Raw genomic sequence first — 25797 nt, forward strand, 5'->3', positions numbered from 1 at the left:
CAATAAAAGGAATGCGGGTTAAGCCACCATAAGTTAAACTCCAGTTTGGAAGCGGTATTTTGGGGAAAGCATTCATTTTTGTTTTACTTGCATCTTTGCCCGAATAAGCTGCCATAAAAGCCGAAATAATAACATCCTGGCTCTCTTTACTATATCCATCTGCATAGCCTCCACTAATGCCAGTTGAATTGGGGTTTTCAGCACCCAGTCTTCTGGAGATAATCATCCTATTGGCCATAAACTGATTAAATAGTCCTGAGATAATTGTAGCGTTGCTTTCTTTAAATGCTGTACCCAAAGCAATGTATGATACACTGTAATCGCCGGTGGTAATTGCACTGAGATTCTCAAATGAGGCTACACTTGCCACATACCTGAAATTGGTACTGAAATTTCTGGTTTGTGCTTTGTTGGCTTTCAAAGTAATCCTTAAATCTTTAAAAGGTTCAACCAAACGGTAAACTGAAAATCTTCGCGCAGGGTATTCACATATAACTGGTTTTGTAAAGTATCAGTCGTTAACCAGCCATTGCCAAGTGCCATTTCCCGGATATCGCGCTGACTCCCAAAAACGAAACCCAGACCTGGTGCGCCAGTAGCCCTATCAAGGCCAAAAAACTGAGTGGTTGGCATATAACCTGGCAGAAAAATACCTTTTGTTTGCACAAAACTGGCATTAACGTTTTTCAAACTGGTTAAAATATTGATGAAGAAGTTCTTCGCTTTGTTGCCATCTTCACTACCGGCGCTCCTGATAAAGCCAAATTTGTTGTAGAGCGTAGTTAAATTTAATGTTGGGTTCACCTGAACAGTTCTGCTGTTCTGTACAGTGTTACCTAAATTTATATTCGGATCACGTAAGGTAGATAGCGGCTCCGTCTGCCAGTTAAAGTTGGTACCATAACGGGTTTTTACGGTCACCCAGTTTAGCCCTGGTATTTTATCAATAGGTAAATTATAGGTCACATTTAAATTGTGGTTATAATCTGTTGTACGCCCTAATCGTTTAAGGTTCTGCCAAACGGTATCACGTTTGATGCCGTCAATCCTGCCATCCGGTTCATCAATAATCGAATAATTTGTGGCATTAAAATCCAACTGTAACGAACGCGTAAGGTTCCATGCAATACCATAAATCCGGCTCATGGTAAAGTTTTTGTTAAAGGTGGTGCCGTAACCACTCTGGTAAAGCCCAATGGTATTATTCGGATCGTTGTTCCGCAAGGTATTTTCTGAATATAAACGGTCCACATCAATCCTGAAATTAATGGCACTTGGGAAAATGCTAAAGTTAAAATCCTTTAACAAAGCCAGCATGTTCGATTTTATAATCTTTTCAAAAGGCGCTATCGTTTTGGCTTCTCTGGCATAACTGTACTGTAGCGATGCCCTATAAGTATTCTGAATGCTGTTTTGATTAATAAAATCGCGATGATTATATTGGGTGTAAGCATAACTTGCAGCAAAATTTTCGATATCCAAAGTTGGGCAGGCTTACTGGTATTGGTACGTTCTTTTCTAACGTTGGTAAAGTTGATACCCCGTCTAATCGTATAATCCTGTGCGAAATTTAAAATAGAATCTTTTTGTTCTTTGGTAGATTGCGATAAAGCATTTTTGAGTTCAATATCTGGTGTCCTAGGATTGTATTGTGGCGTAGAAACCTGTTTAGAGTAATTCACAAACATAGGGATTTTTACACCCGATTTCTGCGGCAGGAATTTACCCAGTTCCACCGCCGAAGACACATCAAGCAATACATTGTCTGCACGGTTCCGCTCACTTACTTTAGAATCAATAGATCCAAAACCAATGGTCGATTTACTTCCGGAAATATTTACATCTGCAAAATCGGCCAATTTTAAATTCAGTCTTCCAGTGGCTGCCCAACCGCCTCTTTCATCGAATTCAGTTAACCTTAATTCATTAAACCAAACCAGTGCATTTTTATCTAGCCCGTCATCATTTTGTTCGTCGTTGGCGGCACGGAGCGGATTTTTAACACCCACCATATACACCCTAACCTTGCTCATGTCAGGCTGCCCTTTAACTACAATTGTTCTATTTCCGTCAGTATAGGTAAATGGAACATTGGTAGGCCATGGTTGTCCGTTAGCTTGTTTAGCAACGTTGCGCGCTAATTTTGCATTCTGGAAAAGCGTTAGGTTAATATCCATTCTATTGGCTTCAGGCCAAATGGCATCCGCATCTCTTGTACCTGGATTAGTAACCTTTAAAGGAATTACATACTCATAATAGTTATCTTGATTATCGGTACCAATTCGCAAGAATGCTGCAACATCGTTATCATTTAAAATTTGGTTATTAACCGCTTCAGCATGAATAAACATTTCTAAATGTTTATAAGATCTGAAATCGCTGTATGCTGTTTTAAATGCTGCTCTGCCGTAACCATCTCTTAACGATTTTACGGTAACCGATAAGGATTGCTCATTTAAACGCGTATCGCCACGATAGTTGCTATAATCGCGCTCGCGAAGAATACCTGGTGGTGTTACATATGGAATTGGTGACCGTTTTCCGTTTTCTTCGATGTTTACCGTCGAAACCTCAATGGTAGAATTATCAGGAGTAAGTGCGGGTAAAGAGGGATCTACTATCACTTGCGAAGCCTGGTTCGACGCATTAAACTCCCTCCATTCCCCACGGATCAATTGTAATTTCGCGAAACGCATTACGGCAGTATCTGCAAAATTGGTCATAAACATCCTGAAGAAACGAATAGATTTAAAATCCTGAATACCACCTACGCGATCTTGATACTGGCTGATCGGAATTCTGAATTGATACCACGAAACGGCTTGCGTATTTCCATTGGCCAACCTCACCTGCGAGGTTACTTTATCGGTAATGAAGTTCTGTCCTACATTTAAATCACCCGGGCGCATTGAAACTTTATACTGAAAATACTCGTCACTTTGCGTCATGTTATTATCGCGGTTGATGTCTTCACCATCGGGCAAAGAAGTGGAAGCCGAGTTTTCAAGTCCCAATTCTTCTTGTGATTGTTGCGAAGTTTTAGAGTTTCCTTCTGTTCCGTTATATTTTTCGTAGCGTTTAAGAATACCCGCATTAATCTGATCTAGTGCCGGCCCCCTGAAATAAGTGTAGTTATCTGATGATGGATCTGCGTCAAGTGCGGCAGAGGCTGTTGCATTCAGTTGCGATTTGATCTGAGTAATTGCCGCAGCGAACTTTACTTTTTCATCAGCATCTGATAATCCGTCCAAACCTACATCCTGGGCTCTACGCGAATTGGGATCGTTATCGAAAGCTTGTACAACTGGTTGGAGTTTTGGCACACGCCCCCAAACTGTTTCATCATATTTGCTCGGATCGTTTGTGGCAGGCAAACCATTTTCTAGTGATTTTCTTCCATCTTTAAGAATATCTTCCGAAATATTCCCCAGGTTGAAATATACATCACCACCGGCCGAGTTTGGTTTATAAATAAATGGATCCATTAGCCAAAACTCAATAAAGCCAACATTTAAGGCTTCAAAATCATTGGTCTCGATCTTACGCTGGAAGCCGCCCCAGTTGTTTCTGGGCTGCAGTAAACTTCCATCTGGCCTAAAATCAGTCGTCCGGAAATTATAAGGCCCCCTAACGGTAGGGTAATAAGCCACATCCAAAGTAGTAATGTTTAAAGCCTGCCCGGTTGCGGTTTCCTTGAATGGAAAAACCTCCTGCTCAATCACCTCTCTTACGTAATGATTAGACAGCTCTGTCCGGTTGCCCCGGATATTGGCAGGCGTAGTAGAAGCTGCCGAATTATAAAAAGTTGGATCAATGTTGTAAAAAGCAATCCTGGCCCGGTTATAACCATAAGATAGATCGTTGGATCTATTGAATTCAGGGAAAAGCTGTGGTGTACCAGATAGCTGCCAGGCAATAGCACTCTTTAAGTCGATTACCGATCGTGAAGCTTCGAAATCATCTAAATAACTTACCCCGTTTTTACTGCCTGCAAAATTCAGTGCTCTAGGGTGTCCGGGAATGAGTTGTGCAAATTCACCATAAAAGGTTACACTTGATGGTGCTTTGGTTGAAATGAACGGAAGCTTATCAACTAATTTTGTTAAAAACCGTGATGGTGAACTATAATTAATATCGGCACCCCAAATGGTATTCGAAATGGGCTCTTCTCCAATGTTTACCTTTTGGGTTAAAGGTTTCTCGGTCAGGTTCATGATTGTACCACCGAGGTTTAGTTTATTGTTCACTCGATAATCTAAACGGGTTCCGAAAAGTGACCTTTGCTGCAAACCAAAGGTTTCACTGTTTTCTGTAGTAATCCTGATCGGCTGGCCGGATACCAAAAGTGCCTGGTTGATGATGCTCACACGGCCACCCTGGTAATCAACGGTAAAATCAACGCCCTCGGTAAGCGGCATAGTTCCTGCAAAAACCTTTACAGATCCTTCCGGAACGTTGATGGCATTCAGGCTGAATTCAGAAGAAATATCAGATTGGTAATTTACCTTAATGGTATACCTGTTTTGGTTTTGAAAGAGCTGCCTGGCGATGGTTTGTGTTGAATCGTATAACGCGGTGAAAGTATACTTATTGATCAACGCCTGTTCGCTAGGCAAAAACTTTGCAGCCAGATCTTTACCAAAGGGTTCAATCACGGGAAAAATAATTCTTCCATTGGCCGGATCAATGGTGATATAACCTGAATTGGTATTGGTAACCAATGAGGTTTGCCCATTGCTGCCTACACCGAACATACTGGCCTGATTGGCATTGCTTGCTGTAGAATATGATCCAAAAGCATTGTTTGCTGCCACAAAATCGAAAACTCCATCAGGTCTCCGTTCATTCTGCTGATTGAGGCGATCAAATTCAGTTAGGGCAATCCACTGCTTGTTAGCGGTATTCTGACCTTCGGTCATCACCGGATTATCTACCCCTGTTTCATTATCAATACGGTAAATATCCAGTTTAAAATTTTGACTGCTGATCTGGTACCCACCGATAGAGTAAATATTTTTCATCATCAGATCCCAGGTTGGCAACTGGATCTTGGTGGTTTCGTTCTTTAATAATTTTGCATAAAGCATTTTAGGATTAGCCGCATCAAAAGGCACATCGGTAGAAAACTCACCTACCTGATATTCCACCCCATTGTAGGTATAGCGATAGGCCACAGCTAACACTTCATCGGCATTTAGCGGGTTATTTAACGATAAATAACCTAACTGTGGCTGAAAGGTGAATTCGCGATCTGTTAACTTTCTGGCATAAACCAATTTAGCAAAGTTATCGGTATTGCTGCTGTTGGCCAGCGTTGTTTGGAAGAAAGAAAGGACTGCATTAGAATTTGTTTGTCTTATCGCACCACCCTGATAAGCGTTTAATTGCGAGATCAGGTTGTTAGATTGTTGTGGGAAACCAGTAGCGGTAGTTCCTGCAGGTAACCCCGAAGTTCCCCCTGTAACTAAGATATTGTTAAAGGGAACATTTTCGCCCAAATCCATCAAAGCCAATACATCTCTGGAATCGTTTGTATTTCCTGCTTTATTGGTAATCCAAACTTCAATTTTAGTAATCTGGATGGGAGAGGTAATAATGGGTGCGTTAGCCAGGTTTCTATTATAGTTATTTCTAAAATATTGCGATAGGAAATAATGTTTATTGGCCTCATAGTTGTCAATACTTACTGTAGTGGTATTTTGCTGTGCACCATTGGTAATTTTAATCTCTCTCGATTGTGATTTTTGTTGTGTATAAACACTTGTCACATTTAAACGCCCGAATTTAAGTTGCGTTTTTATACCGAAAAGAGCCTGTGTTCCAGTAATTAATGAGGTATTTAAAGGTAAATTTACATTACCCGCTTCTATTTTTTGGATAATATCATCTACACCACCAGTATAATCCAACTTGATCTGATTTTCGAAATCAAACTGTGCTTCGGTATTGTAATTACTTTTAATTTTTAGCTTGGTACCGATATTTCCAACCAGATCCATCTGAATTCTCTGGTTAAAATCGAAATTGGTTTGTACCCTTTGCCTTTCGTTAAAAAGTGGATTTTCATTTTTATTTATCCTTCCTAAAAAAGTAAGTTCGGCCTCTCCTCGTGGCTGGATATCAATCGTCGTACCCCCGAAAAGTTTTTCAAAAGCTTTGCTATTCACCTGGATTTTAGGAATAACACCTGTGCTTCTATAATCGCTCACTTCAGCATTGGAAATGCTACGCCAATTACTTCTTTTTATCTCGCTGTTTACCAGGCGCTGGTACTCATCGATAGTTAAATATTGGGTATTGAGTACAAATTTTTCTCCTATCAGTTCCTTAATTATATAACGTCTATTTTTAGCATCGTATTCTACAACACGTCTTAAATTACTGGGAGATGGATAAAATGGATTAACCGCCGGACTAAGACCTAGTTGTTCTTTTTCACGTAAGCTAAAATTATTTTTAGGCTTAACAGTGTCCGCTTTGCTTGAAACAACTTGAGAATAAGTAGTTTGAGAAGCAATTAAAAAGAGAGAAATGAGAAAAAGAAATGTAAAAATTCTCTTCAAAGGCGTTAATTCTATAAAGTTTTCAAAGCTTGTTTAATTAGTTGCTCAACCGAAAGGCTTCCTTCTGTTACTTTTAATATCTGGTCTATAGCCTTTTCGGCGGTTTGTTTGGCAAATCCGAGCATTACCAATGCTGATAACGCTTCATCTTTAACCGTATTGTGTTGAGGCATAGAAATTAATGAATCTGCCCCCTCTTTTTTTAATTTATCCTGTAGCTCTAAAACCAGGCGTTGTGCGGTTTTTGCTCCTAAACCTTTAATTCGCTGTATTAGTGGCAAATCTGCCTTAACAATTGCAGTCTGAATCTCAATTGGAGTGATGGAGGATAAAATCATCCTTCCTGTATTCGGACCAATACCTGATACCGAAATTAAATGTAAAAATAAACGGCGTTCGCCCTCATCAGCGAAGCCGTATAATGTGTGTGCATCTTCTTTTACATGCAACCAGGTATATAATTTACACCTTTCAGCATCGCCCAAAGCGCTGTAAGTATTTAACGAGATATTTATATGATAGCCTATACCTCCGGCTTCAACCACAACATAAGCCGGGTTTTTAAAAGTCAATCTACCATCAATATAGGCGTACATGTAATATTACTTTTTAGTTGTTTTCCCAAATATACCTTTTCGTTTCGATGTTGCAATTTCTTCTTTTCCTTGCACATCTACAACAGCTATAGTAACCATATTAACGATTTCACGTACAGAACTGCCTAATTGAACAATATGAACAGGTTTATTCAGTCCTAAAAGGATTGGGCCAACTGCCTCAGCACCGCCAAGCTCTTGTAACAATTTGTATGCAATGTTTCCTGACTCCAGATTTGGGAACACCAAAGTGTTGGCCGGAGCATCTGCCAAAGTGCTAAAAGGAAAATTATCTTGCAACAATTCGTTATTGATGGCAAAGTTCCCCTGCATCTCTCCATCCACTACGATTTCAGGATGGTTTTGGTGAAGAAGCCTTACAGTCTCCCGAACTTTGTTCGGAGTTACCCCATCATTAGAACCAAAATTTGAATAAGATAACAAGGCAATACGTGGTTTGATGTTGAACTGTTTAACCGATTTATCGATAAGCAATGTAATATCTACCAACTCCTCTGCCGTTGGATCCACGTTCACAGTCGTATCACCAAAAAAAACAGGGCCTTTTTTGGTCATCATCATGTACATACCCGCAACGCGTTTAACGCCTGGTTCTACACCTATTACCTGAAGGGCTGGCTTGATAGTGGCACCATAATTTTTTGTTAAACCTGAAATCATCGCATCGGCCTCACCAAATTCAACCATCGAAGCACCATAATAGTTACGGTCTCTCAATAGCTTTGTCGCATCGCGCATAGAAGAAACACCTTTACGCTGGCGTTTTTTGAAAAGTGCTTCAGCATATTGTTTGGTTTTTTCAGGATTCTGCATCTGATCGATAATCTCTACTCCCCCAAGTTCTAAAGCATGCTCATCAATAATGGCCTGTATTTTCTCCTGATTACCCAATAGGATAGGAATGGCAATATTTTCATCTTTGACAATCTGTGCAGCTTTTAAAATTTTATAATTATCAGCCTCTGCAAATACCACCCGTTTAGGGTCCATTTTAGCTTTGGTTGTTACCGCTCTCATAATGGCGTCATCCAAACCTAAACGTTTCCTTAGTTCTTCATTATAGGCATCCCAATCGGTAATATTTTTTCTGGCTACACCGCTTTCAATTGCAGCTTTTGCCACAGCCGTTGATACTTCGGTAATCAATCTAAAGTCAACAGGTTTTGGAATAATGTAATCGCGTCCGAATTTTAAGTTACGTGCATTGTAGGCCAGGTTAACTGCCTCGGGAACTGATTTTTTCGCCAATTCAGCAATTGCCTTAACCGCAGCAATTTTCATGGCCTCATTAATGCTGGTTGCGCGAACATCAAGCGCCCCGCGGAAAATATAAGGGAAACCCAAAACGTTGTTCACCTGGTTCGGATAATCAGACCGGCCGGTAGCCATGATCAGATCTTTACGGGTTTTGATGGCCAGTTCATACGCAATTTCGGGATTTGGATTTGCCATTGCGAAAACAATCGGGTTTTTGGCCATTCCCATCAACATGTCCGGAGAAATAACGTTTGCTGCCGAAAGTCCGATAAAAACATCGGCCCCTTTCATGGCCTCTCCAATATTAGCGATATCTTTCCTGGTGGTAGCGAAGCTCATGCGGATATCATCCAAGTCGGTACGGTGAATGTCGATTAACCCGTTGATATCGAACATGACCAGGTTTTCCTTTTTAACCCCTAAGCTCAGGTACATTTTAGAGCAGGAAACTGCAGCAGCACCCGCGCCACTTACCACAACTTTGATTTTATCTATTTTCTTTTTCTGGATTTCGCAGGCATTCAGTAATGCCGCACCAGAAATAATCGCTGTTCCATGCTGATCATCGTGCATTACCGGGATATTCATCTCCTGTTTTAAACGCCGCTCGATCTCGAAACACTCCGGCGCTTTGATATCCTCCAGATTGATCCCTCCGAAGGTCGGCTCCAAAGCTTTAACGATTTTTACAAAATCATCTACATTTTCGGTGTCCAGCTCCAGATCGAACACATCGATATCAGAAAATATTTTAAATAAAAGGCCTTTGCCCTCCATTACCGGCTTACCTGCTTCAGGGCCGATATTGCCCAGCCCTAAAACGGCTGTTCCATTACTGATTACTGCAACTAAATTACCTTTAGCGGTATATTTATAAACATCTTCTGTATTGTTTGCGATCTTTAAACAAGGTTCTGCAACTCCTGGAGAGTATGCCAGGGTTAAATCCCTTTGTGATGTTGTTGGCTTAGTAGGTACTACTTGTATCTTTCCCGGACGGCCTTGCGAATGGTAATCCAACGCATCTTGCTTTCTATTCGTATTACTCATTAAGTAACTTATTAGTGACGGCGCAAAGGTACAATTCTTTTTATGAGGCTTAAAATAAAAAGCCGTCCAAAAAAGTTAAATGAGATGGAGTTAACAGATATCAACTTAATTAGTTATTAACGGATTAGGGTGCCACATTAGTAGATTGTCATTTCGATACTTGGCCCTACCGTTTGGTCAGGTCTTTTTTGTATAGTTTAGGCATTTGCTAACCAACTTCAATAAAGCACAAATTTAAACCAATGACGCTATCAATCCCAAGAGCTGGTGGAAATCAAAAAACAGTTGCAGTTAGGACATTAAATCGAGAGGGAAATCTTTGAATAAGTTTCAAAGATCCCTTTACTACATTTGAGATGAAATCATTTAGCTGATGCAGCAGGTTGAATATTTCAAATTACCCCTTGCTAATTTTCAGGATCATGCCAACTTGCAAACCTGCTTTTGATAAACGATTGTCCCTTCTGATACTTTGAACAGTTGCCCCATCAAATTTCTCTGCAATTTCTGATAAGGTATCGCCCATTTTCACTTTGTAGCTTAAAAATGAGGATGGTGCTTTTAATGGTGTACGGTTTTTGGCATAGATCTTTAATCTTTGTCCAGGCACCAGGATTTTGCTTTTTAAACCGTTCCAAACCCTTAAATCTTGTACTTCTACACCATATTTATCAGCAACGGTTGTTAAATTTTGACCGGAGGTAACTTTATGATAAACTACAGCTGATGTAGCTATACCTTTATCCTTTTGTTTTCTTAATTCCCGAATATCATCTGTGCTGGCAGCCACCACTTTCATGTCGACATCTATCTCATGGTTGTTCAGCACATCGTAAATACCTGCGTAATCAATATCTCTTAACTTAGGCATTACTATACGTTTCGGCTCTTCATCCGTGCCGTTAACAATTTTTTTCTTGTACGAGGGATTCAAAGCCATCATAGCCGACTCTTCTATATTAAGCGCTTTGGCCAGCATAGCTAAAGATACAAAACGGGTAGTTTGCACCGTGTCGGTCTTGAGGAACAGGTTCGAAGCCTGTGCCGTGATCTGGTGTTTGTGAGAATAGTTCATTACATAAACCGCAGCAATAAATGCCGGAACATAATTTCTGGTCTCCTTTGGTAAAAACTGTCTGATTACCCAAAAATCCCTCGATCCCGCTTTATCAATGGCACGGTTTACATTTCCCTTTCCGCAATTATACGCGGCAATGGCCAATAGCCAATCGCCAAGTTCTTCAAAAGCATCCCTAAAATAGGCTGCTGCAGCATAACTGGCCTGTATGGGATCTTTTCGTTCATCAACAAAGTTATCCATCTTTAAACCGTAAGCCTTGCCTGTTCCGAACATAAACTGCCAGATACCTGTAGCGCCTACTCTCGAAATAGCATGCGGATTCATCTGCGATTCTACAATAGTGAGATATTTTATTTCCTGAGGGATGTTATAATCCTTTAAGGCCTTATCAAAAATCGGGAAGTAATAGCTCGATAAGCCCATCATTTTACCGAACATATCTTTGCGCTTAGCGTAAATATCAATATACTGCTGAACGTATTCATTGTAAGGTAGGGGTACTGTTTTAGCAATAGAATCTAGTCTGAGTTTGTAGATAAAGTTTTGCCCCATGCTCAATGGGTTTTCAGAAACAACAGGTACGGCTACGGTATCAGTATTGATAAAGATATTATTACGAATCTTTGGCAGGCTATCCAGTTTGAGCGTTTGCTGCGCAGAAGAGGAAGAAACACATCCTAAACAAGCACAGATTGAAGCAAAAAGTAATTTTTTAATCATGGGCTATTGGTTCAATTTTTCATTAACCGTGCTTTGTATTCCTACAAAACTTTATACAGATCCCCTCATCTATCCACAAAAGGAATTAAGGGAAAACCGCGAACCTTCCAGACTATGTCCGGAAAACAGTTAATAAAATGTCATTGCCATACTTAATTATAATGCTTTTTGCATTAAAATTGTGCGTAATTTCAATGACGATAAAACGATGATAAAAATGCCTGAGAAAAAGCCAGAAGCTTATCTTCCTCAAAATGTTTGGCTGTAAATTGTATACTTAACGGCAAACCCGCCTCATTATTGCCTATTGGCAAAGCGATTGCCGGATTTCCGCTTAAAGATGGTAGTACAGTAAAAATATCGGCCATGTACATCACCAATGCGTCCTGGAGATGATCACCTATTTTAAAAGCTGCAGTTGGTGCCACAGGAGAAAGAACCAAGTCATAATCCTGGAATAAAAGATCCATTTTTTCTCTGATCAACCGACGCACCTGCTGTGCTTTTTGATAATAAGCGTCATAATAGCCTGCACTTAGAACAAAGGTTCCTAAAAGGATACGGCGTTTAACTTCTTCGCCAAAACCTTCGGCGCGGGATAATTTATAAAGTTCATTTAGGGATTTTGCGTCCATATTGCGGTGTCCGTAATGAACGCCATCATAACGCGAAAGATTTGAAGAGGCTTCGGCCGTTGTTAAGATATAATAAGCCGGAACCAGATAATCTAACAGATCAAAAGAAACATACTCCACAGTATGCCCTTCAGCTTTCAACTGCTCAATTGATTGTAAAATGGCAGATTTGATTTCGGAATCAAGGGCTTCGCTTTCAATGGTTTCTTCTAATACCGCTATCTTGTGTTTTTTTTGTTCATTTAACTGAACGGGATAATCAGGTACCGCAAGAGGAGAAACTGTTGAATCGTAATCGTCTACACCAGCTAAAACCTTTAAAAGCAAAGCTGCATCTTCTACTGAAGAGGTAATAGGACCAACCTGATCAAAAGACGAAGCATAAGCAATCACACCATACCTTGAAATACGACCATAAGTTGGCTTCAGACCAATCTGACCGCAAAATGCGGCTGGTTGTCTTACTGATCCACCGGTATCGGTACCGAGTGCAGATAAACACATATCAGCCTGCACAGCTACAGCTGAGCCGCCTGAAGAGCCACCTGGAACAAGCGCTGGATTTGCAGCATTTTTAACAGGCCCGAAATATGAGGTTTCGTTGGAACCGCCCATAGCAAATTCATCACAGTTTAAACGGCCGATAATAACGGCGTCTTCCTGTAACAAACGTTGCACAACTGTAGAAGAATATGGAGATACGAAGCCTTCGAGCATTTTTGATGATGCCGTAACAACATGGCCTTCATAACAGATATTATCTTTAATACCAATTACCATTCCTGCAAGTTTACCTGCAGTTCCATTTTCTATTTTTTGCTGTACCGCCTTCGCTTGAACTTCTGCCGATAAAAAAAACACCTCATTAAATGCATTGAGGTGTTCATTATTTTCAATTTGCTTAAAATAATAAGCCAATAAATCGGGTAAAGTTAATTGCTTTTGCGAAATGAGCGTTTGAATCTCCTTAAGAGAGCTGTATTTCTTCAAAACTAAAAATTATTGCAATTAAACAGTTTTATCACGGTTAGATGGATCTACCTGATCACCATCAACACCATCTTTACCATCTTTAAATTCTTTAACACCTTTACCTAAACCCCTCATCAGTTCAGGAATTTTTTTACCACCAAATAATAACAATACCACTACCGCAATAATGATAATTTCTGGTGTTCCAAGCATTGCTGCTATTGTTGTATTTAACATAACTTTTTGTTTAAACTTTTTCTTTGTCTGTTGTAATTTTTTCTTCAGCTGATTTAGTGGCTTCAGGATGCGTTGAACTAGACGTCACCTTTTCATCAACAGGCGATTCTTCTGTAGGATGATGGCGCTGGTTATGATTTTGTGCTGTTTCTTCTGCTTCTTCTTTATCCAGGTCCATCGCATTGATGTTTCTATGAATTTCACGCTTAACACCGTCAGAGGCGTCTTTAAACTCCCTGATCCCCTTCCCCAGTCCTCTTGCCAGTTCAGGTAATTTTTTACCACCAAACAACAGCAGAACCACCACCAAAATGAGCACGATCTCCGATCCACCCATGTTTAAAAACTCTAATAACGTGCCTTGATACATCACTAATATAATTTATACAAATATAGACATTTTAAAAACTATTATTTTATTTACTGATCCAGGCTTCCGGATTTAAGGCCGCTTGCCCCCTTCTGATCTGAAACTTTAAAACAGCATCATCACCGGTACTAGCAACCACTCCTATGGTTTGTTTGGTTTCAACAGAATTACCCACACTCACACTAACTGATTTTAGGTTTTGGTACACCGTAAAATATTCACCATGGTTGATCAGAACCACGGTTCTACCCATCACTACCTGAACAGCGGCAACTTTACCTGCAAATACTGCTCTAACTGGAGCACCATCTATTGTTGTAATATCCACACCATCATTGGTATAACTTGCCTGGTCTAATTTATGCAGGCCAAACCTCTCGGTTATTGTTCCTGTCGCTACCGGCCAAGGTAACCTTCCTCTGTTATTTTCAAATCCTGCCGATAGTCTTGCAGTCTCTGGAGTTGCCGTTAGCAATTCCCCGGTCGATTTGGCTTTAGCAGTTGGTGTAGCAGGGGTTGCTGGTGCAGGTTTATTTTCTGCCTTCGCTTTGGCTGCCGCAATTCTTGCTTCCTCTGCTGCTTTCCTTCTTGCCTCTTCTGCCGCCTTTCTTCGTGCCTCTTCAATTGCCCTTTGAATCGCAGCACTGATGGCCCGATCTATCTGTGCCTGCTGTTTTTTACGGCTACTAATATCTTGTCTAAACTGCTTCTCGTCTTTACTTAATTTATTTAACTCTACAGATTGTTTATTTTTATCTTTACTTAAACGTTCACGCTCTTTTTCCTGCTCCTTAAGGAGATCGCTTTTTTCTCTAAGCGTTTTGTCCAATACCTTAATCTTTCCGTTCAGATCTTGCTGTGTATTTTCAATATAACCAGCCTGTTTTTTACGGTATTGACTGAATTGCTGCAAATATTTGATCCTTTTATAAGCCTGATTAAAATCCTTTGCTGCAAAAATAAACATCATTTTATCATACGAATTTCTATTTCGCTGTGCAAAACGGATCATGCCCGCATACTCTTTCTTAAGATCACCTAACTGACCTTGTAATGTATGTACGGTATTTGTGTTCTGAGAGATTTGGTTATCCAGATTTTTTATTTCAGAGTTAATGGTTCCAATTTTATCCTGGCGCAACCTGATCTGGGCATTTATGGTATTAATCTGCTGTATGGTAAGCTTTTTACCATTGGCAGTTTTATTTAAATTCTTTTGGAGCTGTTCGATTTCACGTTGTATAGCTTCTTTTTTCCTTCTGAGCTGGCTTTCAGTTTGCGCAACAGCTGAAAGTGTTAACACGCTTAAAAAAAGGATAAATAGGAGTTTTTGTAGCTTCATTAAGCCAAAAGTATAAAATTTTTACAGTAAAAAACATTAAAATTGAGATACTAACGTCATAATTACTTATTACAGAACCCTCTTCACATAATCTTCATATAATACAAAGATTGCCAAATAACCTGTTGCAGACAGCAGATCTCCTGACAACCATGATATATTAACTATAATTATTGTTATTTTACAACCGTAAACCTCTTTGGTACATTAAACGGAAAATCGACCGGAACATTGCCATCAATTTTTACGTATTGTAGGTCTATATTTATGGTTTTCGCTTTAGATAGCGTGTTGATCTTTAGTGCACCAGGAAATAAAGATTCATTTAACTTTTGATAGTCGGTATAGGTTACTTTTAAAGCCTGACCGTTTTTGGCATCATTTAAATTGGTTTCAGATACCTTAAAAAGTGTATTAAACAGCAGTCTGTAATCTAACGCTGATTTGTTTCCGGAAACAACCCAAACGCCATTTTCTTGTTTAACATCCGATTCTCCAGTTAAAAACTCTCCCATAGCATTACCCGTTAAAATGGCCTGTAGCGTGTTAAAATTAACCTGGTTGTTGGTAAAATTGTAGATGTAACTGAATGGTTTTTTGAGGTATTCGTTCTTCATCCGGTTCATGATCTTGATGCTGTCAGGTGTAATTAACGCCCTTGCCACCTCTGCCATCCCACCCAATGCCGTAATGCTAACCCAGATGGTTTCCTTGTCTTTCATTTTGAAATTCATGGTTACATCATTCGAATTGCCAGCAATATCCAAAGTTGCTTTTGCTTTAAGCGAAAGGGTATTAAATTTAAGTTGTTTACTATTTAATAAGGCTAAGGCTTCTGCTTTGGAATTATCTGTTTTGGTTTCTGCTTTAGTTGGCGGAGCCACAACAATTTCTTTTTTAGGTTTACATGCTGAAACAAAAATTAACGCCCCTAAAAAGAATACACTATTTAAAATATTTTTTTTCATTTATCTTCTTAATTAATACTTCTGATCCGTTTCCGGCCTCTTTTGCCTTTAACCATTGGATTAATGCAGCATCTTTTTCGCCCTTCATAAACAGTATATCTCCATACCGCTCCAAGTAAACACCATTCTTGCTGCTATTGTTTTGTAAAGCCTTTTCAATCCATATTTTTGCCAGATCGTATTTTTGTTGTTTAAACAGAATGAAGGCATAGGTATCTAAAATTGAGGCATTGTTCGGCATGGCAAGCGCTGCTGTTTCCGAATATTTGGCCGCCTTTTTTAAGTCGTCATTTCTTAATGCCAAATAATAGGCATAATTATTCATGATGAGATAATTGTCAGGCTCTATTGCAATTGCTTTTTCAAAAGCCGTTTTGGCCTGAGCAAAATTATTCTGGTTGATATAAACATCACCTTGAAGTGCATAAATCTGCGTCTGCAGGCTTTTGTTGTCTACATCTAATTGTGAAGAGATTTTTAAATTGCTTTGGGCAGCCTCATATTTACCGGTTTTAAACTGGGCATAAGCCATATAATAATATAAACTGGCCTGATTGGGATAAATGCTTAAAGCTTCATCGCCAACTTTTATGGCTTCATCGTAGTGTCCGAGCAATGTTTGGATATTAATCACTTGTTCCCATACAATGTAAACCTGTTCATTAAGTTTCAATGCAGCCTGATATTGAACCAATGCTTCTTTTAATTTATTCTGCTGATAAAGTACATCGCCATAAAGTGCCAATGCTTTGGCTTCAGTTGGGTTTTTCTCCGCAACCAGTCTGCTTAGTTCGGTTACGTTTTTAGCAACAACAGGCTGGTTCAGTTTAGAGAAAAGTGCTGCAATGATCTTCACCTTTTCCGTAAGTGGCATTTCATTGCTTTGGAAAGCCAGTTTTAAGGAAGAAAATGCGGATTCATCATTTTTTTGTTTGCGGTAAATATCGGCCAAAGCCAAATTTACCTCAAAATTGTTTGGTTCAAGTTGCTGCGCTTTGGTTAAAACCTTTAATGCTTCAGGATCGTTCCCCTTTTGTAAAAGTAAACCTGCAGCATATAAATAGTTCTTTACATCGGCCTGGTTGCCTTCCAACAACTTTACAATATCACTTTCAATTGCAGCATTGCCATTAGATTGCAACCGCTTTCTGGCATTTACCAGCTCCCTCGAATCGCCAAATTTACCCTGAATTTCATCATAGGTCTTCTTGGCCGCATCCGGCTGATTGGCTAAAAACTCTGCATTGGCCTTATCAAAATAATAGGCATCATTTTCAGGGTCAAGACGGATCAGTTGGTTAAATACCCCGATCAGTTCGGGCATATTATTACTGCGTTTATAAACTTCCCCAAGTAAACGCCAATACCATAAATTTCCGGCGTTTATTTTTATAGCCTGTTTAATGTGCTGTTCAGCTTCCAAAAGCTTATCTAAGCGTAAGTTTGCATTGGCCAGTTCGAAATAGGCAGCATCGTTATTCGGATCTAATCCAACAATTTTATTAAAATTGGTAGCTGCTACAACATAATTTTCAGACATTTTCTCCCGCAAGCCAGCAAAAAATAATTGCTTTACCATATTGCTATCGCGATTGGTATTTGGCGCAACCATTCCCTGCCCTAAAGCCTGGATGCTCACCAAAGTAGCTCCGATAAGAAAATGCATTTTGTACCTCATATCTAAAAATTGCTGCAAACTGTCAACTCCAAACTGAAAACTATTTCCCCGTGTGTCCGTAACCGCCTTCTCCGCGCGCCGTTTCGCCCAGTACTGTAACTGGCTGCCAGCTTACTGTTTCATGTTTGGCCACTACCATTTGGGCAATTCTATCACCATTAATAATCTTAAAGTCTGTATCTGATAAATTTACCAATAAAACTTTTATTTCTCCACGGTAATCTGCATCAATTGTGCCGGGTGAATTTACAATGCTGATGCCATGTTTATAAGCCAGGCCACTTCTGGGTCTGATCTGTGCTTCGTAGCCAACAGGCAGCTCGATAAAAAGGCCTGTAGGCACCAATAGGCGCTGTAAAGGTTTAAGTATAATCTCCTCTTTGATGGCTGCCCTTAAATCCATTCCTGCCGCATGTGCAGTTTCATATTGTGGTAGCGGATGTTCTGATGTATTGATGATTTTTATTTCCATTTTACTAGATATGAGATTGGAGATGTGAGATTTTAAATTCGGGATGTGAGATCAGAAAAAATTGCCAATCTTAATCATTTACCTTTTAAGTATTTTCATTAAATCTTCCTTTTCGAAATAAGCAATGCCTATAACAAAGGCAATTAACATGGCATTACCAATGTAAATGTTTTTATTAAATACAAAAAATGAAGAGAATACAATAATAGTTGAAATTATTAAATACGATAAAATCTTTTTAAGGTTATAAGGTATAGGATAATATTTCTGGCCGAGCACATAAGATAAAACCATCATTACAAAGTAAGCCAACATACTTACCCATGCAGAGCCCATGTAACTAAAACGTGGTATTAAAATGATATTTAGGACGATCGTAATTACTGCCCCTGCCACAGAAATATATAGTCCAAAACGGGTTTGATCGGATAGGCGGTACCAGATAGACAGATTCATATAAATACCCAGGCACACATAACCCAATAACAAATAAGGAACTGCCGGTAAACCAACCCAATATTCTTGTTTACGGATGAAAAATTTCAGCAATTCGATATTGGCAATAATGGCAATAAAAAGAACAGATAAGGCAATTACAAAATATTTTAAAATTGTGGCATAGGTATCTCGCGCATTTTTCTCTTTTGCATGACTGAAGAAAAATGGTTCGGCACCCAACCTGAAAGCGGTAATAAAAATACTTAAGAAAATCGCTATTTTACACACAGCACCATAAATTCCAACCTCTCCATCAGCTATTTCAGGTGGCAATAGTTTTTGAAGCACTATTTTATCCAGATTCTCATTTACGATAAATGAGAGGTTCGCTACTAAAATTGGCCAGCTGTAAGAAAACATATTGCTAAAAAGCTTACTGTCGAAACGCAGTTGCAATTTCATAAATTCGGGCAGCAAATAAATGAGGGTAATAACAGAGGCAATAAGGTTGGCTACAAAAACATAACCGATCCATTGGTACCTGTACCATGAAGCAAACCATTCAGCACCTATCCAATTGTGTTTTATATTGGCTGGAATGAAGTAAATGAATATAAGGTTGAAACCAACAAAACAACCGATATTTAAAAATTTAGCTACACTATATTTAAATGGCCGACCATCGGCTCTCAATTTGGCAAAAGGAATTACACAAATAGCATCAACAAACAGTATCCATAAAAAGAAACTAACGTACTGTCTATAATCTGCAATATCGGATGCCTTCGTTGCCAAATAACCCGCAATTGAAGAGGAAAAAGTTAATCCCGTAATTAAAAAAAGTGATGAAATGAAAGCAATGCATAGAAATGAATTGTTATACACCTGCTGCTTTTTATCTTCAAACTTATTTAAATACCTAAAGTAGGTACTTTCCATACCAAAGGCTAAAACCGCATTAATTAATGAGGCATTGGCATACATATTTGTGAAAATGCCATAAACACCTTTTTGATAAACACCGGTGTAAATGGGTGTAAGGATAAAATTGAACAACCTGGAAAAAACGGTACTGATACCATAAACCATGGTTTGCCCAAGAAACTTTTTATATACAGACATTTAGTATCGAGATAAAAGTATCAGATATCAAGATATACACAGATAGCGATCTTGCTACTTGATACAAAATACTTGTTACTTTTTAAAGATTTCAAAATTACGATAGTTTTTTACTTCGCCATTGCTTACCGCCACATTTTCCACGCGAGAGCGGTCAGGCCCTTCATGGCACCAGTTCACAAATTCTTCCAAAAAAATCTCTTCGCCTTCAGCTTCTATATAAACCGATCCGTCTTTTTCGTTCCTTACAAATCCATTTACCATCATCTGGTTGGCAATAATTTTAGTGGTTTCTCTAAAACCAACGCCCTGCACTTTACCAGTTATTGTTATATTAAGGTGTTTCATCTATTGTTGTAAAGTTGAATATCGCTGTAAAGGTAAATGAATTATCACAATTCTTTAGCACATGCTAATGAGTGCACCTAACCAATTAATGATCATCGTCAGGCTGAATTATTCCGAAACGTACTATTGTTTTTAAACTGCCGGTTTGTAACATGAAATTTAAAACCAATAGTCATACTTATTGTATGAACGTTAATATTCAGAATTTACATCAAAAACCGATCATTATACTATAATTAGACTGGTTATCATTAACACTAATTTTTCCGGAATAGATTAACATTTAAGTAATTTGAGTTTTAAAACGGAGACGATAATGAGTGTACATATAGGATTGATGATCTGGAAGGAAATGAAGACCAAAGAGATTCCCATTTCCATATTTGCAAAAAAAATGGGCATTAGCAAAATCAAGGCACAGGAAATCATTAACAGCCCAACCTTAGATGTTTCTTTACTTGCCAATGTGAGTGAGGTACTTGGCTACAATTTTTTTAGTTATTACGAAAAAGGTAAGGCGTTTTCCGAGTTTAGTAAAAAGGAAACACAGGCATCGGCAGAAGAAATTAAAAGGCTAAAAAGCCTGCTGAGTGAGAAGAACAAAACAATTGAACTGAAAGATAAAATGATCCAAAACCTTTCACATACCGTTTCCTTGCTAGAAAAAGTCCAGTACCGTTAATTTGAGCGTTAGTTTAACTTTCCATCAATTTAGCTTTTATACCTCCTAAAGCCTACATTACCTAAAATTCTATAAATTTGAGGAGTCTGAAAACGGACTTTGTCAATGAAGATTTATTTCAACCGAAAGCACCTATACAAAAAAATCGATTATCCAGATCGTTTCCTCAAGAAAAATCTTCTTAAAACCGTTTCCACTATTTTTGGCATTATCCTTGGATTTTTAATTCTCCTGAAGCCTTTTGAAGTGAACACATCGCAACAGAAATTTAATTATATTAACATATGTTGCCTCCATGCCTTATTACCAGCAGTAATCATCTATTTTTACTTTACTACATTAAATTATTTACGGGCAAAGTATCCCGAAAACAGAAACTGCTCTCTGACATCGGAATACGTGCATATAAGCATTTCACTTATTTTAACAGGAATCGTTAGCTTCCTGATCCGCGATCTGATTTACTTCAATCCAAATAATGAAAATGGAAAGGCTTTTGAAAATGACTGTGATGCTAACAATTTTTAATACTGATCATTATTATACCCCAGCAATAAAAGCTTATAAACCTTAAGTTAGATTAAGCTTCGAATTGCAAAACAGGTTGATCTAGCTATCCCATTCGTTTTGCAACTGTGTAAGCTGTGCCATATTGATTTTAAATTCCTGCCATATTTCTTCCAGGATAACCCTCGCAGGTTTGATTTCTTTCAACATTGCCGAAACCTGACCGATTTCGAGTTCACCGTTTTCTATATCACCTTCAAACATCCCCAATTTTGCTCTTGCATGGCCCAAAAGTTCTGACAGCTCATTACGGCTTGCACCTTCAGCTTCAGCATTGGCAATAGCACCGGCAAATTCATTTTTCAATAACCTAACCGGAACCAGCTTTTTCATTGCTAATTTAGTATCGCCTTCAGCAGCAGCAATAATTTTATGTTTGAATGCTTCGTGAGCAGATGATTCTTCGGCTACTGCGAAAGCCGAACCGATTTGGACCGCATCTGCACCCAAGGCAAATGCAGCTAGCATGGCTCTTCCACTCCCAATACCGCCAGCTGCGATTACCGGAACTTTAACCTTCTCTTTAATCAGCGGGATTAAACACATCGTTGTAGTTTCTTCTCTCCCATTATGTCCACCCGCCTCAAAACCTTCGGCAACAATCGCATCAACACCAGCTTCCTGCGCTTTTATGGCAAATTTTGTATTCGCAATTACATGGACTACGGTTATACTCCGTTCTTTTAAAAAACTGGTCCATGTTGCCGGATTACCGGCAGAAGAAAATACAATTTTTACCTGCTCTTCAATTACCACATCTATAATTTCCTGAATATTGGGATATAGCAATGGGATATTAACACCAAACGGCTTGGAAGTTGCTAATTTGCATTTTTGAATATGTGATCTTAAAACTTCAGGATACATGGAACCTGCTCCAATAATGCCCAGGCCTCCTGCATTCGAAACCGCTGAAGCCAATTTCCAGCCACTGCACCAGACCATTCCGGCTTGTATAATCGGATATTTTATATTGAAAAGTTTACAGATGGGGTTCATAAGGAAATTATCGTAATTTATTTTAAAGCTATTTTTAGCTTAGCTAATGGGTAGAATAAAATGATCATTGGTAATCAATTCCAAGTCTTCAATTCTATTCCTTTTCTTTAAAACTTTCTAACTCTCTGTTTATTTATTCTAACAATTGCTCTTCAGTTGGCAAATAAAGTTCGTATTGGCTTGCTATAATCTGTTTCTGATTTTCGGGTAATGTAAATTTCACTACTGCATCGTTTTTATCGGCACAAAGCAAAATGCCTATAGTTTGATTTTCATGCGGAAGTTTTTCAATCCGATCATAGTAATTCACATACATCTGCAGCTGTCCAATATCCTGATGTGTTAGCTTGTTTGTTTTTATTTCAATAATTACGAAAGATTGTAATAAACGATTGTAAAAAACCAAATCTACATAAAACTCATCACCCTCAATATGTATTCGCTTTTGCTGGCAACAAAAGAAAAACCATTTCCCAATTCCAACAAGAATTCCTGTAAGTGTGTTATAATTGCATTTTCTAAATCTCTCTCGTAATATGATGTCTCTCGTTTTAATCCAAGAAATTCCAAAACCATTGGATCTTTGATTATCTCTTTGGCATCAGACGGTTGCTTTTCATTTTTGGCAATGGCCAACACGCTTTCTTTATCATTACTTAACAATAAACGTTCGTACAAACTACTATAAATCTGTCTTTCTAATTGGCGTACCGTCCAATTATTCTTTATTGTTTCAGCAATATAAAATTCTCTTTTATTTTGATTATCAATAGTCAATAATAGTTTGTATTGACTCCAACTTAATTGTGCATACAGCGTGTGCACATTTTCAAATGTGCGATAAAACTGACGGTAAAGATTAATTTGTCTAACGGAAAAACCACTTCCGAATTGAGGCTGTAGCTGTTCTGAAAGGTATTTAATCAAGAAAGTACCATAGTCTGCACGATTTTTCCCCTCTTGTTCCTCTTCAAAAATACGTTTACCAATATGCCAATACATTAGTGTTCTTTGATGATCAACAGCCCTTATAGCATCATCTTTTGATTGATCTATAATAGCTCTTATACTAGCTACAACAGATTGGTTTATAAGCATATTACACATCTAAATTTGATAAAGATAATATATAGCGATTTCTAACTTCTATTTATGTTGAGGACAAGTTATTCATTAATTAAATCAACCGTATCACCAGATCACTTTCAATTTCAAAATTTTCCCCTAACTGAATACGGTTTAAACCAGGGCTTTTGCCAACTTCTATCGTTCCCAATTTTTGATCAAGCTCCAAAAACGCTGCTCCGTTTATGGTTGCCCAGCTTAACAGTTTTTCAAAAGGAACCTGCTTATATTTCTGTAAAGTAAGCATTTCTGATAAGATATTAAGTTGGTGATTGCTGGCCAAACTATCTGTTCCCAAGGTGATGTTTACCTTTTCATCCATTAAGAGGTCAACATCAGGTAAAGCATTCTCGATATACAAGTTGGCTTGCGGACAAAGGCACCAATATAAATTGGCGTCGCTTTGTTTAGCAAATTCAATATCTGCTTTATTGGTAACCGTATTATGTACGAGTAAGGTTTTTTGTTTTTTAATATAAGGCAGCCAGGTTTTTAACGATGTTTTGTTCGTTGGATCAAAAAAAGCAATATCCATACCCAAAAACTCATAAAGCTTTAGAAAACCGCCAGTTTTACTTTCAAAAAAAACATTTTCATCAATAGTTTCCTGATTGTGCACACTGATAAAAGCATTTGTTTTTTCAGCTTCTTGCCTGATTAATTCGAAGAGTTGAGGTGAAACAGTGTATGGTGCATGTGGAACTATCGTTGCAGGCAGGGGTTTGAAATCTTGTTTGATTTCCTTCAAATGTTCTAATATCGTATCCGCACGTTCAGGGTTAAAGCCTAAGGCTTCTATAAAGGTGTGATAATAAACCTTACTTTTTTCTTTTACTTTTTTAGAAGTAATCTGGTTGGAAATATCGCCAACAGCAACAATGCCATTATCGATCATTTGTTGATCGGCTTTTTGCATCGCCAGATCTATCAGGCTGGCATCGCCATTTCTGCTTTTAATAATATGCTGTACAAATTCTACCAAACCCGTTTGCTCGGGAATTTGACCCAACATGTGCGATAATTCTAAATGGCAATGGGTATTAATAAAGCCTGGGACGATTGCACCTTGATACTTAATGATCTCCAAATCAAGATTTAAATAATCTTCTTCAGCTAAGACTTCTTTTATTTCGCCATTAGGGGCAACTGCTACCACACCGTTTTTAATTGGAGGGGAGGATACAGGAAATACCCAATCAGCTGAAAAGTATTTTAACATATGCAAATTAATGGAATAATCGGGGCAAATAAAATATTTTCCTGAACTGCTTTATTTTAATAATGAAGTCAATTTTGAAATTACCAGTCGAAGAACAGCAGGAATGAGAAAAAAAGAGCCTCCTATCGGAATCGAACCAATGACCTACTGATTACAAGTCAGTTGCTCTACCAGCTGAGCTAAGGAGGCTTTAATCGGGCTGCAATGATAGAAAAAAATCTTCATTTTTAAAAATTGAAAATTATTTTTTTACGCGCTCAATCGATGTGCTTGTAGATATTGCCGTCTCACAGCTAAAAAAACTCTGGAATGTAGTTCCTATAGTTATAATTCTACTATAAAGATTTTAAAATCTGGAAAGTGGTAACATCCCATGGCAGAAAGGCATCTTAAACTATTGGTGTAAAATAACAAATGACTGCAAAACTTGTAGTGCTTCACCACAGAGTGTAGACAAACTCCACAGCCTCCAAACTTTGGCACAAAAACAAATAACTGAAAATCAACATCTTAATTAAAATAATTCATTTGGCATCATTATGAAACATTAGCAAGTATTGTTACACAAATTAAATTTTAAAATATATACTATGAAAAAGTTCGTTTTAGCAGCTACAGTATTAGCATTAGCAGGATTCTCAACAGTAAAAGCAAGTGAAGTAAATGATTTTAAAACTACTGCAATTGTCGCAGTTCAAGATAGCGCAGTGAAAACTCCAGTTAAATTGGAAGAATTACCTGAGCCGGTAACTACCGCATTAAAATCTGATGCTTACAAAGGCTGGACTGCTACTGAAGCCTGGTCGGTTAAAGAAGGTACTAAAGAGTATTATTTAATCAACGTAAAAAAAGAAGCAGAAACCGGATCCGTTAAAATCGATAAAGACGGTAAGCCAGTTCAATAAATAAAATCAGTTAGCGCTCTATAATTAACAAGTATTTACGTAACGATAGTTACAAACCATATTAAAACCATCATATCATGAAAAAGATCATTTTAGCCGCTACTTTAGCATTCGCAGGATTCACAGCAGTACAAGCAAGTGAAGTAAATACAATCAAAAATGCTGCAATCGTTGCAGTTCAGGATAGCGCAGCAAAAACTCCGGTTAAATTGGAAGAATTACCAGAGCCGGTAACTACCGCATTAAAATCTGATGCCTATAAAGGATGGACCGCTACTGAAGCCTGGTCGGTTAAAGAAGGTACCAAGGAGTATTATTTAATCAATGTGAAAAAAGAAGCAGAAACCGGATCTGTTAAAATCGATAAAGACGGTAAACCAGTTCAATAAATAAAATCAGTCAGCGCTCTATAATTAACCAGTACTAATGT

At 38.3% G+C, this 25797-nt stretch carries 18 protein-coding genes, 1 tRNA gene and 2 pseudogenes; 3 read left to right on the top strand and 18 right to left on the bottom strand.

Going from position 1 to position 25797, the window contains the following annotated elements:
- The 14 genes and pseudogenes from PGN18_RS09055 to PGN18_RS09125 form a co-directional block, all read right to left on the bottom strand.
- On the bottom strand, positions 1-421 hold a 421-nt coding region (locus PGN18_RS09055), incomplete at its 3' end, for a hypothetical protein (protein WP_335319139.1).
- A gap of 8 nt (positions 422-429) precedes the next feature.
- Positions 430-6563, bottom strand: a pseudogene (gene sov, locus PGN18_RS09065) (T9SS outer membrane translocon Sov/SprA).
- A gap of 11 nt (positions 6564-6574) precedes the next feature.
- A complete protein-coding gene (ruvA, locus tag PGN18_RS09070; RefSeq protein WP_335319141.1) occupies positions 6575-7159 on the bottom strand; it encodes a Holliday junction branch migration protein RuvA in 585 nt (194 codons plus the stop codon).
- 6 nt (positions 7160-7165) lie between these two features.
- Positions 7166-9487: an NADP-dependent malic enzyme gene (locus tag PGN18_RS09075; RefSeq protein WP_335319142.1), complete on the bottom strand. Its 2322-nt coding sequence runs from the start codon at positions 9485-9487 to the stop codon at positions 7166-7168.
- 397 nt (positions 9488-9884) lie between these two features.
- Positions 9885-11288: a lytic transglycosylase domain-containing protein gene (locus PGN18_RS09080; protein WP_335319143.1), complete on the bottom strand. Its 1404-nt coding sequence runs from the start codon at positions 11286-11288 to the stop codon at positions 9885-9887.
- A 191-nt stretch (positions 11289-11479) separates the two neighbouring features.
- On the bottom strand, positions 11480-12913 hold the full coding sequence (gene gatA / locus PGN18_RS09085; protein ID WP_335319144.1) for an Asp-tRNA(Asn)/Glu-tRNA(Gln) amidotransferase subunit GatA: 1434 nt from the start codon (positions 12911-12913) through the stop codon (positions 11480-11482).
- Positions 12914-12931: 18 nt separating this feature from the next.
- Positions 12932-13132 carry a Sec-independent protein translocase subunit TatA/TatB gene (locus tag PGN18_RS09090; RefSeq protein ID WP_029986031.1) on the bottom strand — a complete coding sequence of 67 codons (201 nt, stop codon included), beginning with the start codon at positions 13130-13132 and terminating at the stop codon, positions 12932-12934.
- Positions 13133-13142: 10 nt separating this feature from the next.
- Complete coding sequence (locus tag PGN18_RS09095) at positions 13143-13502, bottom strand: Sec-independent protein translocase subunit TatA/TatB (protein WP_335319147.1); 360 nt, start codon at positions 13500-13502, stop codon at positions 13143-13145.
- Positions 13503-13548: 46 nt separating this feature from the next.
- Complete coding sequence (locus PGN18_RS09100) at positions 13549-14844, bottom strand: murein hydrolase activator EnvC family protein (RefSeq protein ID WP_335319148.1); 1296 nt, start codon at positions 14842-14844, stop codon at positions 13549-13551.
- A 176-nt stretch (positions 14845-15020) separates the two neighbouring features.
- On the bottom strand, positions 15021-15812 hold the full coding sequence (locus PGN18_RS09105; RefSeq protein ID WP_335319149.1) for a DUF4292 domain-containing protein: 792 nt from the start codon (positions 15810-15812) through the stop codon (positions 15021-15023).
- Entirely contained in the window at positions 15790-17478 is a 1689-nt protein-coding gene (locus PGN18_RS09110; protein WP_335319151.1) for a tetratricopeptide repeat protein, read from the bottom strand. The genes PGN18_RS09105 and PGN18_RS09110 overlap by 23 nt, the downstream gene beginning before the upstream one ends.
- Before the next feature lie 52 nt (positions 17479-17530).
- Positions 17531-17962, bottom strand: a complete 432-nt coding sequence (dut, locus tag PGN18_RS09115; RefSeq protein ID WP_335319152.1) for a dUTP diphosphatase — start codon at positions 17960-17962, stop codon at positions 17531-17533.
- Positions 17963-18040: 78 nt separating this feature from the next.
- Positions 18041-19522 (bottom strand): lipopolysaccharide biosynthesis protein, encoded by a 1482-nt coding sequence (locus tag PGN18_RS09120; protein WP_335319153.1) that lies wholly within the window; start codon positions 19520-19522, stop codon positions 18041-18043.
- Positions 19523-19597: 75 nt separating this feature from the next.
- On the bottom strand, positions 19598-19870 hold the full coding sequence (locus PGN18_RS09125; RefSeq protein ID WP_335319154.1) for an acylphosphatase: 273 nt from the start codon (positions 19868-19870) through the stop codon (positions 19598-19600).
- Positions 19871-20186: 316 nt separating this feature from the next.
- Here PGN18_RS09125 and PGN18_RS09130 point away from each other — a divergent pair, with 316 nt between their 5' ends.
- Positions 20187-20552 carry a hypothetical protein gene (locus PGN18_RS09130; RefSeq protein WP_335319155.1) on the top strand — a complete coding sequence of 122 codons (366 nt, stop codon included), beginning with the start codon at positions 20187-20189 and terminating at the stop codon, positions 20550-20552.
- Between the two features lie 609 nt (positions 20553-21161).
- Here the strand turns inward: PGN18_RS09130 and PGN18_RS09135 are convergent.
- From PGN18_RS09135 to PGN18_RS09155, 4 genes and pseudogenes are all read right to left on the bottom strand, one after another.
- Positions 21162-22118, bottom strand: coding sequence for an NAD(P)H-dependent flavin oxidoreductase (locus PGN18_RS09135; protein ID WP_335319156.1), 957 nt, complete (start codon positions 22116-22118; stop codon positions 21162-21164).
- A 133-nt stretch (positions 22119-22251) separates the two neighbouring features.
- Positions 22252-23225, bottom strand: a pseudogene (locus PGN18_RS09145) (PDDEXK nuclease domain-containing protein).
- A gap of 70 nt (positions 23226-23295) precedes the next feature.
- Positions 23296-24462, bottom strand: coding sequence for an amidohydrolase family protein (locus PGN18_RS09150; protein WP_335319158.1), 1167 nt, complete (start codon positions 24460-24462; stop codon positions 23296-23298).
- Between the two features lie 116 nt (positions 24463-24578).
- Positions 24579-24651 (bottom strand) — tRNA-Thr (locus PGN18_RS09155).
- A gap of 401 nt (positions 24652-25052) precedes the next feature.
- Between PGN18_RS09155 and PGN18_RS09160 the strand changes: the two genes are divergently transcribed.
- Positions 25053-25367: a hypothetical protein gene (locus tag PGN18_RS09160; protein ID WP_335319159.1), complete on the top strand. Its 315-nt coding sequence runs from the start codon at positions 25053-25055 to the stop codon at positions 25365-25367.
- A gap of 77 nt (positions 25368-25444) precedes the next feature.
- Complete coding sequence (locus PGN18_RS09165; protein ID WP_335319160.1) at positions 25445-25756, top strand: hypothetical protein; 312 nt, start codon at positions 25445-25447, stop codon at positions 25754-25756.
- The last annotated feature ends 41 nt before the right edge of the window (positions 25757-25797 follow it).

It is taken from the genome of Pedobacter terrae, from assembly GCF_036946585.1.
Taxonomy (GTDB): domain Bacteria; phylum Bacteroidota; class Bacteroidia; order Sphingobacteriales; family Sphingobacteriaceae; genus Pedobacter; species Pedobacter terrae_C.